This is a genomic window from Salisediminibacterium beveridgei, from assembly GCF_001721685.1.
Taxonomy (GTDB): Bacteria; Bacillota; Bacilli; order Bacillales; family Salisediminibacteriaceae; genus Salisediminibacterium; species Salisediminibacterium beveridgei.
In genome coordinates this window covers 3,265,681-3,278,634 of record NZ_CP012502.1, presented here as the reverse complement: position 1 = coordinate 3,278,634, position 12,954 = coordinate 3,265,681, and the positions used below count along the sequence as shown (strand labels likewise).

Genomic DNA, 12,954 nt, shown 5'->3' with positions numbered 1-12,954 from the left:
AGGATGATGACATATGAAACTAGGCGTATTTACTGTTCTGTTCGGTGATCTTGGCTATACAGATATGCTGGATAAAGCAAAAGCCTCAGGCCTTGATGCGGTGGAAATCGGAACCGGCGGTTACCCGGGAAACAGCCACTGCAACATGGACGAACTGCTCGAAAGTGACGAAGCACGAAAAGCGTATCAAAAGGAGCTGGATGACCGCGGCCTGACGATCAGTGCCTTTTCCTGCCACGGGAATCCGATTTCTCCGGACACGGCATTTGCCAAAGAGTCCGATGAGGCCTTAAGAAAGACGATCGAACTGGCAAACCTCATGGGTGTGCCGGTGGTCAACACGTTCTCCGGTACAGCCGGGGACAGTGAAGAAGCAAAAACGCCGAACTGGCCGGTGGCACCTTGGCCGCAGGAATATACCGATGTACTCAACTGGCAGTGGGAAAACAAGCTCGTCCCTTACTGGAAAGAAATCGGTCAACTGGCGGAAGAGAAAAACATCAAAATCGGTCTGGAGTTGCACGGCGGCTTTCTCGTTCATACCCCTTACACGATGCTGAAACTGCGTGAGCTCACGTCTGACAGTATCGGTGCAAACCTCGATCCAAGTCACCTCTGGTGGCAGGGCATCGATCCGGTAGCAGCGATCCGCATTCTCGGTGAGAAGGATGCGATTCACCATTTCCACGCGAAAGATACGTTCATTGATCAGGATAATGTCAACATGTACGGGTTAACGGACATGCAGCCTTATTCCAATGTGCAAACAAGAGCCTGGACATTCCGTTCCGTTGGCTGCGGTCACAGCATGCAGGAGTGGTCGAATATGATGAGCGCGCTTCGGACTTACGGTTATGACTATGTGGTCAGTATTGAACATGAGGACCCGATCATGAGCATTGAGGAAGGCTTCGCCCGCGCAGTGAAGAATCTGGATACGGTGCTGATTCGTGAACAACCATCGGATATGTGGTGGGCGTAATGAAAAGGACTCCATTGACAGTGGCCGTAGTCGGCTTTGGCGGTATGGGCGGCCACCACGTGGAACACATGGAAGAATTGACGTATTTTCAGGTCAAAGGCATTCAGGACATCCGTAAAAGCCAGGAAGAGCTGGCCCGGAAAAAAGGACTTGAAGTATATCCGGATCTATCCGCGGTGGTTGAAGACGAGGAAGTGGATGTGGTCCTCATCGCCACGCCGAACGACAGCCACCGGGACATCGCTGTCAGTGCGATGAGGCATGGCAAGCATGTCATCTGTGAGAAGCCTGTCACGATGAACGCTGCGGAAATGGAAGACATCATGCAGGTGGAGAAGGAAACAGGGCAGTTGTTTGTCGTGCATCAGAACCGGCGCTGGGATGAAGATTACCTGTCTGTGAAGGCGATCCAGGACCTCGAGACCATCGGTGAAGTCTTCCACGTGGAATGCCGGATTCACGGCTCCCGCGGGATCCCTGGCGACTGGCGCCAGAAAAAGGCGCAAGGTGGCGGCATGCTCCTCGACTGGGGCGTTCACCTGGCAGACCGTCAGCTTCAGATGTTCGATGAGCGGGTCACCCACGTCAACTGTACGTTCCAGCATATCCGGAACATGGAAGTGGATGACGGTTTCCGGCTGATGCTGACGTTTGAAAGCGGGAAGACGGCGTACATGGAAGTGGGCACGTTCAACTATATCGGTCTCCCGCTCTGGTACGTCAACGGTACCCAAGGGTCTGCGGTGATCCACAGCTGGGACATGGACGGCAAAGTGACGCGTCTGGAAACAGACCGTGAACCGGATGCCCGCCCGATCCAGGCCGGTGCAGGTCTGACGAAAACGATGGCCCCCCGCTTTGATGATGGAACCGTGAAGGATCTGCCTTTGCCTCGAATCGATGCATCCATTGAGGAATTCTATGACAATGTCTATCAGACCATTCATGGTGAGGAATCGATCATCGTGAAGAATGACGAAGTCCTCCGGGTCATGCGTCTGTTGGAAAAAGCGTTTGAGTCTGTGGAGAAAATGCAGACGGTTCCTTTCGAATAAGATCAGTGCCTGATCCCAGCCGAAATCCGGTATAGGGATCAGGCTTTTTTGTTTGAGAAAAGAAAAAACGATTCATATTGAAATGGATTTAAATAGGGCAGTGTCTTGTTTCCGGACTGCATTGATGATAAGCCGGTATTCTAATGGCCCATTTCTGCGTGGTATACTGGAGGTGCAGTCAGGTGAATAAGAAACCGCTTCATGACAGATGGAAAGTTGAGCTTGAACAAGTGGAGGTGTCCGGCATGGCGAGAGAACCGAAAGAACAGGAAGACATGAAAAACATGGAGTCAAGCTATGCGAAACCGAGTGGCCCGGATGAACTGATCCGGGAAGCCTTTTTTCGTCTGCGTACCGGTTGGAAAATCACGGTTCCGGTGATCGCAGCGGTATTGATCCTGACCTTTCTGACGGGGCTTTGGGAGATCATCGGCGTTATGCTGACGCTGTTTGGACTCGTCTGGTCTGTGATCCGTTTTCGGGAACGGCAGAAATCAACAGGAACGGACAGTCTGGAAGAGCATTTCACGAATCAGCATCAGCGATCCCTCTACTATCCGGTGCTGATGCTGATGGCTGGCGGTTTCTTCACAATGGGTGTGGAGGAACAGGGTTCTGCCCCGGCCTTTCTGATGACATTCTTTGAGAACGTGGTGTTTTTGTATTTTCTCGGTGCCCTCGTTCTCCTTGTGATGGAGTATGTATTAAAAGGGAACTGGAAACGCTACCGGATCCCGGCAATTGTTGGCCTCGTGTTGTTTATGATTGTACTGGAGGTCGTGTGACATGTCTGTGAGAAAACGTTTTGAACGAGAACGGGCTCAGGCCATCGCGGACACGGCAGATTTTCAAAGCAGTGAGGTATATACGGATAAGACGCAAGAAAGCCCCTCAATTCATTGAAGGGGATGAATTGAGTTAATTATTTTTCATTTTAAAGTTAGTTAGTTATGTAATTAACTAATGTTTTATGTTATACTTAGGTTAGAGAGGTGAATTGGATGACAACGGATTATACTCGTAAAAAAGGTATTGTTTATAAAAATCAATTCCATATCATTTTTTGCCCTAAATATCGCAGAAAAGTTCTCGTGGACGATGTGGCTAATGATTTAGCTGAGATCTTTCATCAAATTGCAGAGGAAAAAGAGATAACGATAAAATCTTTAGAAATCATGCCAGATCATGTCCATATGTTCATTGAATTTGACCCTAGACGAATGTTGCACAAGGTCATAAAAGACTTTAAAGGTATCAGCAGCCGGATTTTAAGAGAGAAACACCCGCAATTAAAAAGCCGACTGCCTAATTTGTGGACAAGGAGTTATTTCAGTTGTACTGTCGGGCATATTTCTGAGGAAACCGTTCGAGAGTACATTAAGAATCAAAAAAATGTGTAATGAAGGTGGTGAAACCATTGGCTGAACAATCCTACATTTTGACCCTTCCCCTCTTAACAGAGAAGTGGCAAGAAGATGTGTTATTTAAGCGATTGGAGATCGCAAGGAACATCTACAATGCCAGTTTAGGAGAACTGATGAAGCGGCACAAACGCTTAAAGCAGGATGAAATGTATCGGTATTGGATTCAACAACCGAAGTCCAAAGAACGAAATCAAGCCCTCCGAGAGTTGAACAAAGAATACGGGTTGAGTGAGTATGCCATTCATACTTATGTGAAGCCAATACAACACCACTTCAAGAAAAATATGGATAGTTTCACGGCACAAAAGATAGCGACTCGCAGTTGGTTGACGTTCGAGAGATACTTTTATGGGACAGCGAAAAAAGTCGTGTTCAAGCGTCGTGGTGAACTTCACTCCGTTGAAGGGAAATCAAATACATCGGGTATTCGCTTTAAAGACAGAACCCTCTACTGGAACGGCTTAGAAATCTCTGTAACGGTGAGGGAACGTGATAATTACGCTCATATGTCGTTAAAAGATAAAGTGAAATACTGCCGGATTATCCATAAAGTTGTCCGCGGGAAGGAACGTTATTTTGTTCAGTTAGTATTAGGCGGTGTTCCTCCTGAAAAGATAGATCGGGAAACAGGAGAAGTGAAACATCCCCGTGGCATTGGAAAGGTCGGGATTGATATTGGAACACAGACAATTGCAGTCGTTACTACAACGGAAGCAAAGCTGTTGGAACTCACCCCTGCTGTCAACACAATGGAACGTGAGAAACGAATCTTGCAACGAAAATCAGATCGTCAACGCAGGGCGAATAACCCTCATAAATACAACGAGGATGGCACGATTAAGCGAACAAAGGATAGATGGATAGCCAGTAAAAACTACTTAAAAACAAAAAGTCTATTATCTGAAATCAACCGGAAAATCGCTGACATCCGAAAGCAAGAGCATAACAAAATGGTGAACTGGATTCTATCGCTTGGTGACGACATTAAAGTGGAAACGATGAACTATAAAGGGCTTCAAAGACGAGCAAAGGAAACAACGGTCAATGAGAGGACAGGCAGGATAAACCGAAAGAAACGATACGGTAAATCGTTAATGAAGAAAGCACCATCTATGCTATTGACCATTTTGGATAACAAGCTAAAATACGCTGACCATCAGTTGAAGAAGATTGAGACTTCTAAAGTAAAAGCAAGTCAATTCAATCATTTTAGTGGGGACTGCGTGAAGAAAACATTAAATGAACGGTGGAACGATTTCAACGGAATGAAAGTGCAACGTGATCTTTAAAGTGCCTTTTTAATCATGAATGTGAAAGACAACCTGTGTGAGATCGACAGAAGTAAATGTCACGAAACATGGGAAACCTTTAAGATTTCCCATGATCGAGAGATAGATAGACTGAGGAATGGTGAACGGAAAATAGCCAGTATGGGCGTATAGCAAAACCAACGGTTTTGAACCGAGCCGACACAACCGTAACGTAAGCCGTTTGGCTATGCGTGGTTGATGAAAGTCTGAGGGAACAGCATGAGTCCTGTAAGCAGGTAAGACAACTTGCAGGGAAGTGTTTTAAGTACCTTAGAACCCACCGACTTTAGTCGTGTGGAGGTTCAGGGAGGCTGATATCAAAAGGCTTCCGGAACCGGTTCAACAATACTTTCGGGTTTGCGGGTATCTCGGACAGCCGAAGATGTTTAACGCAGATGTCATCTGGAAAGAGAGCTATATCAAACTGTCCCCGGAAAAAGAGTGGACACCACTGGAAACCAGTCAGTTCAACGCCGTCATAGACCCTGTCAGGATCGCCCACATGCAGGCTGTGTCCATGTCGCTTCAAGTCAGGGATCTTTACCGGAACGGGAAGGGACATATGTTTGGAAAGTTGTTTAACCTCATTCCGGTCGTAAATGCGAAAGGACCGGAAATCAGTCAGTCTTCCTTAATCACACTCTTTACAGAAATTCTGTTGATTCCAAGCTACAGTTTGCAATCGTACATCACATGGGAGCCGGTCGATCAACATACGGCTAAGGCCAGATTCAGGCATCAACAAATCGATGTGTCAGGCACATTTCATTTTGATGATACGGGCAAGTTCAGGCGATTCGAGACGCATGACCGCTATTACAGCGAAACGAAGGGGACGTTTGTGAAGAAAAGATTTTCAGCCCTGGTCGATGACTTTCAAGCGAAAGACGGTGTACAGATTCCGCGTAAGGTCCGGATCATCTGGCACTTGGATGACGGTGATTATGAATATTTCAAAGGGGAAATCAGCGAGATGGTTTACAATGTCCGGGCATAGAAATGCCTGTCCCGGCATGCAAAACGCATGAATGTGAGACAGGCATTTTAATTATGATGTTGGCGTCCTTGGCAGGATTTGAACCTGCGACCTATCGCTTAGGAGGCGATTGCTCTATCCTACTGAGCTACAAGGACAAAAGGGGATCAATCAGAGTTATGGAAACATACTGCGCTATATACTTTACCGCACTTTAAAATGGATTTCAATCCTGATCCGCAGATTTGATTCAGAAAGACGTTGACCACGCACACGTTATGATAAGATTTAATTGAGTTGTATTTTCAGACTTTTCGATCCTGTAGGAGGACTTATAGTGGCCTATAATCAAAAAACGTTACCAAGTGAAAGTGATGTCAGGGAATTTATCGAACAGGTGGAACATCCGCGAAAACGTGAAGATGCCTGGCGGCTTGTTGAGTTGTTCACCGAAGAAACGGGCGAACCGCCGGTGATGTGGGGAGATAGCATTATTGGATTTGGTCAGTATCATTATCAGTACCCATCAGGACATGAAGGACGTGCACCGCTTGCAGGTTTCTCTCCAAGGAAATCGGCGATTAGCCTGTATTTTGCGACGGGTGATGACGAAGGCAGGCAGGCGCTCTTGGCCGATTTCGGGAAGCACAAAACAGGTAAAGCCTGCGTATACATTAATAAACTTGAAGATGTGGATGAGGATGTGCTGAGAAAATTGATTGTTCGCTCGGTCGTGTTTTTACAGGATCTTTACCCTGACCCTTCGTAATCTCGGGAAAGGGTGTTATCAGCCATAAAAAGAGTGCCCTTGCCGTTTTTTTTGACAGAGGGCACTTCATTTGTTTACTGCCTTATTCGGCGATTGCAGTTTCCTGCTTTAACAGCTCTTGAATACTGGTTTCCATATCAAATGGTTCAGACGTCGGTTCAAAACGTGCCGTCACGTGACCTTCCCGGTCGACGAGGAATTTGGTGAAGTTCCATTTGATCCCGTTGCCATACAGGTATTCCGGATGCTTGCTTTCGATAATCGATACCATAAGTTTGGCCGTCGGGTGATTCATGTCAAAGCCTTTAAACGGTTGTTCATCGGTTAAGTATTGGTACAGCGGATCCGCCGTCTCGCCGCGAACATCGATTTTCTTAAACAGCGGGAAGTTTACACCATGGTTTAAAGAGCAGAACTCCGTGATTTCACCGTCTGCAAGCGGCTCCTGGCCGTCAAACTGATTGGACGGGAAGCCGAGAATCTGCAGACCCTGATCGCCGTATTTGTCCTGCAGTTTCTGCAGGTCTTCGAGTTGCGGTGTGAAGCCGCACTTGGTGGCGGTATTCACCAGGACAAGTACCTTCCCTTTGTAGCGCTCGAGTTTTGCGGTTAATCCGCTGGATGTTTTTACTTTGTAGTCGTATACACTCATGTTGACGCATCTCCTTTTACACATTAAATGATAACACAAGTTGAAATTACCCTTAAAGGTATCAGGGTAAACCTAAAATACCAAAACTTAATACCTATACTAGTCGCAATCAAACGAAACGCTTGATCGGGCTGTGGCTTTTTTCGGGAACATCTCCTGAGAATAATACGTAAAGATAGAAACGTGTCAGGATTGTGTGGTGATAAGCAATGAGGGGGTTGTACCGGAGAAATATGAAGCGGGCGGCATGGGTGATGGTAGTGTTTATCCTGTCGTCCGGGACGCTGTTGTTTGGCATGGTGGATCCTCCGGGAAAGACCGGTGCCAGCGGGGGTGTGCCGAAACCAGTGCCAGAGGACGGTTACCAGGCGATGCTCGTGGAAGAGCGGGAAAAAGCAGGTCAGATCCGGCTGGATCTGCTCCGTCAGGCAGATGAGGAAATGCAGATTGTATACCATACCTTTCATTCGGGGGATTGGATGAAAGCTTTTTTCAGTGAGGTGCTGGCTGCGGCTGACCGTGGTGTGGAGGTGACCATTCTGGTGGACGGGCTGATGAATCAGATGCGCGGGGAAATGCGCGGATTACCGGCTCTATTGGCAGGTCATGAACAAATTGATCTCCACTATTACAAACCGCCACGTGCCGGGAACCCTGCTGAGTGGAACAATCGTCTTCATGATAAGCTGATCGTCATTGATCAGACGTACGTGATGACCGGGGGACGAAACATTGGGGATAAATATTTTTCACCGCCTGATGAGCCCGGGGTATCAGATCGGGACGTGCTTGTCAAAGTCACCGGGGATGAACCGGAACAGTCGGCGCTGATGAGCGATCTGAATGACTATCTGGCAAATCTGACTGCTTATAAAGGCATGTATTCGTATAAAGAGGAAACATCAAGGTTCGTCGAGAGAAGAGCGAAAGAGCTTGAAAAAGAATTGATGTCTTTTGAATCTCCTGCAGGTTCGGGATCGATGGCTGAATTGGATTTTCTGGATGTGGATCATGTGGCTTTTATGCATAACCCCTTTGGTGAGATTCAGAATGAGCCCTTTTTGTGGGAAGTCCTCACCGATCTCGCCCATCATGCAGAGGATGAAATCCTCGTTCAGACGCCTTACCTGGTCCTGAATGAGCCGATGCAGAACATGTTGGAAGCTGGTGAATTTGCCCCGGAGCAAGTGACGGTGCTGACGAACAGCCTGTATTCCTCACCGAATTTCCCGGCATTTTCGGCGTATTTAGCGGACCGGGATCGTTTTGCGGCAAGCGAAGTGCAATTGTTCGAATACGGCAAAGCCGAACCGATTCATGCAAAAACCTTTCTGTTTGACGGATACAAGTCGGTGATCGGGTCGTATAATGTGGATCCGAGAAGTGTCTACCTGAATACGGAATCGCTGTTTGTGATTGAAGGGGAGACCTTTGCAGAGGAGCTGCAAGGCTCACTGGATGCCATTGAAACAGACAGTATCCAGGTCCAGCATGAAGAGGAACATTTTCAGGAAAAGGTACCGGTGTGGAAAGATCGGGTAATGACAGGGCTCTCGAGAATCACGTCCCGCCTCGCACATTTGTTGTGAGAGGCGGGGCGTTTTTTAATTTTTCACCAATTTGTCAATCTTTCCGGCTCTGGCATTGTCCTCGAGGGGGCCGAAACGGGAATAGTGGTAAGGAGGTCAATCATTGAATAGGGGGGATTCAAATGCAATATGTTCTTTTTGTGATTCTGTTTACGCTGGCCCATGTCTTTTCTTACACCATTGCCGGAGCGGTTGCACTTAAATTCAGCAAAAATCTGTACGAAGAAAAAGAGAGAGTCTGTGATTTCATGCGGGATATGGCGGATGATGCGGAAAGGTCCCATGTGGAAAAATGGTTTTTGCCGGCTCAGTTTCTCAGGGGCCCACTGATGGCCGTCATTCTTCTTCCCCTCTTTTCTGCAGTGACGGATCTGTCCTTTTTCATTGCCGTTCTGTTTTTTGGGGGACTGATGTTTATTTACACGCATCTCTCTTCTGTATCCCCTTTTATAGACAATATCGAAGGTCAGGTTTATTTCAAAAAATCTTATTTAAGAAAAGATTATTTCTGGAAGTTTCAATATGAAATGCTGATGTATTCCGTTCTGTTCGGGTTCCTGATGGCTGCTGCGGTGACATGGATCATGTAGTTCACGTGAATATGGAGAGGGGCATCAGCTTATGATTACTCGGAGAATCGGGATTTTTCTGGGCGTGACATTCGCAGTGACATGGGGGTCGCTTTGGCTGCTTGTCTATTTAATGGGAATCGGGGCGGTGACATTGACGGATCCTGCGGGCATCATGCTGTTTGTATTGGCGGGGTTTGGCCCCGCGGCAGGAGCCTATGCATCGCTGCGTTTAACCGGGAATGCCCATGACTTAAAAGATTTTCACCGGCGGCTCTTTAAGGTGAAGCTCCACTGGAAATGGTATCTGGCGGCGTTTCTTTTGCCAATGGCGGCAGGTGCACTTGGCTTACTGTCGGGACTGATTTACAGCCCCGGTCTGTTAGAGACGCACACCATCCTTCCTGTTTATCAGTTCTTTCTGATTCTGCCGGCTGCGATTCTCTTCGGCGGTATCGAAGAGCTTGGGTGGCGTGGTTTCGCGCTTCCTGAGCTGCTGCAACGGTTCAATGTCTATACAGTTACGGTCATGCTGGCTGTGATTTGGGGGTTCTGGCATCTTCCGTTGTTTATGATTCAAGGAACATCGCAATACGAAACCCATTTGCTGCCGTTCGTTCTGATCGGATTCGGAGTGGCGGCGATGCTCAGCTGGCTGTATATCAAAACCGAAAGCATCTTTCTCTGTGTCATGTTCCATGCGGCTTTCAACGCGTGGGCTGGCATTGGTCTCTTTGCCCCGGCTGATCACTTCGGTGCCAACATGACCTTTGCCTTATTGCTGATTGTGGCAGGTCTGTTCTTCTTGAGATGGGCTACGCCGGAGAAACCGGCAGAAAAGGCTGCCTGAATGTGATGAAGAAAAGAAATCACTGCGGTATGTTTTCGTCACTGCACAGGCGTAGATGATGTAAACGAAAGAGCCGACCCTGCTTTATAAAAGGGTCGGCTCTTGTTATTCAGCTGCCGTCAATTGGTGCTTGTTGGCGTATATGGCAGCCTGGGTCCGATCGGACACTTCAAGCTTTGCGAGGATATGACTCACGTGGGTTTTGACCGTTTTCACGCCGATAAACAGCGTTTCACCGATCTCCTGGTTGGTCTTGCCTTTCCCGATCAGGGCAAGGACTTCGAGTTCCCGTTTCGTCAGAAGCTGATGCTTCGGACGGTCCATAAAGCGCTGGTACATTTTCTGGGTGACTTTCCCCTGAAAGGTCGGTTCACCCCGGTAGGCCCGGCGGATGGCTTCGGCGATGTCGTCGGCGGAAGAGGTCTTTAACAAATAGCTGAAAGCCCCGGCGTCCAGGACCGGGAAGAGCATGTCATCATCGAGGAAACTGGTCAGCACAATGACTTTGAATCCTTTGGGGGACAGTTCTTTCGTCGCATCGATGCCATTTACGCCTTCCATCAACAGGTCCATGAGAATGATGTCCGGCTTTTCCAGGTCGGCCTGTTCTATGGCATCCTTGCCATCTGACGCTTCGGCGACGATGGTGAAATCGTCTTCAAGCTCGAGGAATGTTCGCAGTCCTGCCCGGACCATGTGATGATCGTCTGCAATGAGAATTTTAATCGGTTCCATCAGAATCCACATCCTTTTCTTTTTCGATATAGGGCACCCTGAACTCGAGGCGCGTGCCTTTACCGGGAATGGCGATGCAGGTGAAATGTCCGCCCAGTTCATTCATGCGCTCATGCATGGCGGCAAGTCCCACATTGCCGGTCCGTTCCTGGTCGACTTCGTCCACATCGAAACCTTTGCCGTCATCGGTGAGCGTTAACAGTAAACGGTCCTTTGACACCGCCGCTGTCAGGGTCAACGTGGAAGCCGCCGCGTGGCGGAGCGTGTTGGAAATGCCTTCTTGAATGGCACGGAACACGTTCTCCTCCACACCTTTTTCCAGATGGGGCAACTCATCGAGCTGGGCTTCGAAAGTCATATCCGGCTGTTTCACGGAGAGTTCATCGAACAGGCTGGCAAGGGCCAGTGCCAGCGGTTTGCCTTCAAGGGTCACAGGTCTAAGATGCATGATCAGTGCCCGCAGTTCCTGCTGGGTGTGATGGACCATACTCTCAATCTGATGAAAGAGCTTTTTCGCTTTGACAGGGTCCTTTTCCATCAGTTTCGGAATCGCGCTCAGGCTCATGGAGATACTGAACAGCTCCTGACTGACGGCGTCATGAAGGTCTCTGGCAAGTTTGCGCCGTTCATCGAGGCTCGCTCCTTGTTCCGCTTCTCTTAAGAGCTGGGCGTTCTCGTTAGCCATGCGCCTTAATGCGACCATGCGCCTTTCCACATTGTCGGTCAGCGTATTCATTTCACCCGCGAGACGGGCCAACTCATCCTTGGAGGTGACATGAATCGGGGCATAGTTGCCGCTTCGCTGGTACTGCTTGAGCTGATAGATCATGCTGACGAGAGCCCGTTTGACACGGGCTGCTTGCCGGTAGTTGAAGACGCTCGTAAAAATCAGGTAGATCACGGTAAAGCCTAAAAGGATCAGCGTCGCTTCGGAGATTTCAAGGCCGGTGCCGACAGGAGCAGAGATGGGTTCCATGCCGAGCTGCCGTAAACCGAGCATCACAAACAAGGTGACGATAAAAGCGGAGATGGCGGCATTGAACTGGGTTCTGAGTGCATCCCAGACAATGCCGTCGATTTGCCATTTGCGGCGTTTTTCAGTCAACGGTCATCACCTCAATCTCACCGATATTCAGTTGAATCAGGATGATCAGCTGTTCTTTGGCATCGTCAAAATCCGGACTGGTATAGGAGGCGGAGCGGCCGGTGCCGGAATAGGAGTCGTCGAACAGGGTCACTTCGCCAAGCTTCACCTCCGCTTCCACTTTCACTGGAATATGACGGGGAATCAGGACGTTCACGTCCCCGATCCAGCAGTTCACCCGCATTTCATTGCGTCCCTCTTTCAGCACAGCTTTTGTGAAATCAATCTCCACGTCTCCGATGCCGAGAGAAAGATCCTGCCCATCCGGTTCCCAAGGTTTCTTGCCAAGTTTAAAGTCTCCGATCAAAGACCGTTTGGAACCTGTCGAGCAGCTTTCAAAGGCCTTTTGGTGTTTACCGGTGTGTCCTTCTGCAAATGCTTCGGCTTTTGCCCGGGCTTTTTCCGCTTTTCGCCCAGCCTTGCTGATTTTGTCATGCACGTCCATCGGTTCCGGATCATCGTGGTATGGACTCTTGGATTTCCGGCTGTATTTTTCCACATCATCAGGCCCGAGGTGAATGACCACGTCACCTTCTCTGTCAAAGAGGATTTTGAAGCCGAGATAGATGATCAGGACCGGCCACGTCCAGTTCCAGACATCTGCGAGTGTATAGTCGAAATACCCGAGGTTGTTTCCAAGGAGTACACTGCCGATCATGATGACATACAGCCCCCAGATGATTTGCCCGATATTTTTACGATCCCGTTTCAGACTCTGAAAAAAAGCAGGAATCCCCTGGAAAAACCATTTCAAACCGAACCAGATCACGGCAAGCGGCCAGTACGTGCTTAAGATATCCGAAAACGATCCCTCGATGATTCCGAGGTTCGTCAGTAAAAAACCAATACCAAGTAGGATGATAAAAAAAGCGAGTAAATTCTTCATCGTGCACCTCCCT

The 12,954-nt window shown here is 48.5% G+C and carries 14 protein-coding genes and 1 tRNA gene; 10 read left to right on the top strand and 5 right to left on the bottom strand.

All coding sequences use genetic code 11. The annotated features are described in order from the left end of the window. Positions 1-13: 13 nt before the first annotated feature. The 6 genes from BBEV_RS15410 (at position 14) to BBEV_RS15385 (ending at position 5,768) form a co-directional block, all read left to right on the top strand. Positions 14-982 carry a sugar phosphate isomerase/epimerase family protein gene (locus BBEV_RS15410; RefSeq protein WP_069366271.1) on the top strand — a complete coding sequence of 323 codons (969 nt, stop codon included), beginning with the start codon at positions 14-16 and terminating at the stop codon, positions 980-982. Next, a complete protein-coding gene (locus tag BBEV_RS15405) occupies positions 982-2,037 on the top strand; it encodes a Gfo/Idh/MocA family protein (RefSeq protein WP_069366270.1) in 1,056 nt (351 codons plus the stop codon). The genes BBEV_RS15410 and BBEV_RS15405 overlap by 1 nt, the downstream gene beginning before the upstream one ends. A gap of 182 nt (positions 2,038-2,219) precedes the next feature. Continuing rightward, positions 2,220-2,822: a hypothetical protein gene (locus tag BBEV_RS15400; RefSeq protein ID WP_069366269.1), complete on the top strand. Its 603-nt coding sequence runs from the start codon at positions 2,220-2,222 to the stop codon at positions 2,820-2,822. Between the two features lie 216 nt (positions 2,823-3,038). Beyond that, the gene (gene tnpA / locus BBEV_RS15395; protein ID WP_069366268.1) at positions 3,039-3,437 is read left to right on the top strand and encodes an IS200/IS605 family transposase; all 399 of its coding nucleotides are present in this window, start codon (positions 3,039-3,041) and stop codon (positions 3,435-3,437) included. Next, complete coding sequence (locus tag BBEV_RS15390; protein ID WP_232318206.1) at positions 3,437-4,750, top strand: transposase; 1,314 nt, start codon at positions 3,437-3,439, stop codon at positions 4,748-4,750. The genes tnpA and BBEV_RS15390 overlap by 1 nt, the downstream gene beginning before the upstream one ends. Before the next feature lie 313 nt (positions 4,751-5,063). Continuing rightward, positions 5,064-5,768, top strand: a complete 705-nt coding sequence (locus tag BBEV_RS15385; RefSeq protein WP_324609512.1) for a DUF6544 family protein — start codon at positions 5,064-5,066, stop codon at positions 5,766-5,768. A 60-nt stretch (positions 5,769-5,828) separates the two neighbouring features. Here the strand turns inward: BBEV_RS15385 and BBEV_RS15380 are convergent. Then, positions 5,829-5,905, bottom strand: a tRNA-Arg gene (locus tag BBEV_RS15380). 179 nt (positions 5,906-6,084) lie between these two features. Between BBEV_RS15380 and BBEV_RS15375 the strand changes: the two genes are divergently transcribed. Further along, positions 6,085-6,516, top strand: a complete 432-nt coding sequence (locus tag BBEV_RS15375) for a DUF1801 domain-containing protein (protein ID WP_069366266.1) — start codon at positions 6,085-6,087, stop codon at positions 6,514-6,516. Positions 6,517-6,598: 82 nt separating this feature from the next. Here the strand turns inward: BBEV_RS15375 and BBEV_RS15370 are convergent, their stop codons facing one another. Next, a complete protein-coding gene (locus BBEV_RS15370) occupies positions 6,599-7,168 on the bottom strand; it encodes a glutathione peroxidase (protein WP_069366265.1) in 570 nt (189 codons plus the stop codon). Positions 7,169-7,422: 254 nt separating this feature from the next. On the opposite strand from BBEV_RS15370, the gene BBEV_RS15365 reads away from it, so the two are divergent. From BBEV_RS15365 to BBEV_RS15355, 3 genes are all read left to right on the top strand, one after another. Continuing rightward, on the top strand, positions 7,423-8,757 hold the full coding sequence (locus BBEV_RS15365; RefSeq protein WP_232318337.1) for a phospholipase D-like domain-containing protein: 1,335 nt from the start codon (positions 7,423-7,425) through the stop codon (positions 8,755-8,757). Positions 8,758-8,879: 122 nt separating this feature from the next. Further along, complete coding sequence (locus tag BBEV_RS15360; RefSeq protein WP_069366263.1) at positions 8,880-9,347, top strand: hypothetical protein; 468 nt, start codon at positions 8,880-8,882, stop codon at positions 9,345-9,347. Between the two features lie 31 nt (positions 9,348-9,378). Continuing rightward, the gene (locus tag BBEV_RS15355; protein ID WP_069366262.1) at positions 9,379-10,176 is read left to right on the top strand and encodes a CPBP family intramembrane glutamic endopeptidase; all 798 of its coding nucleotides are present in this window, start codon (positions 9,379-9,381) and stop codon (positions 10,174-10,176) included. A 105-nt stretch (positions 10,177-10,281) separates the two neighbouring features. On the opposite strand, the gene BBEV_RS15350 is transcribed toward BBEV_RS15355, so the two are convergent. Genes BBEV_RS15350 through liaF form a run of 3 tightly spaced genes read right to left on the bottom strand, consistent with a single transcriptional unit; the run spans position 10,282 to position 12,941 of the window. Continuing rightward, entirely contained in the window at positions 10,282-10,911 is a 630-nt protein-coding gene (locus BBEV_RS15350; protein WP_069366261.1) for a response regulator transcription factor, read from the bottom strand. Beyond that, positions 10,898-12,016, bottom strand: a complete 1,119-nt coding sequence (locus BBEV_RS15345; RefSeq protein WP_069366260.1) for a sensor histidine kinase — start codon at positions 12,014-12,016, stop codon at positions 10,898-10,900. Before BBEV_RS15345 ends, BBEV_RS15350 begins: the two co-directional genes overlap by 14 nt. Further along, a complete protein-coding gene (gene liaF / locus BBEV_RS15340; protein ID WP_069366259.1) occupies positions 12,009-12,941 on the bottom strand; it encodes a cell wall-active antibiotics response protein LiaF in 933 nt (310 codons plus the stop codon). The genes BBEV_RS15345 and liaF overlap by 8 nt, the downstream gene beginning before the upstream one ends. Positions 12,942-12,954: the final 13 nt, after the last annotated feature.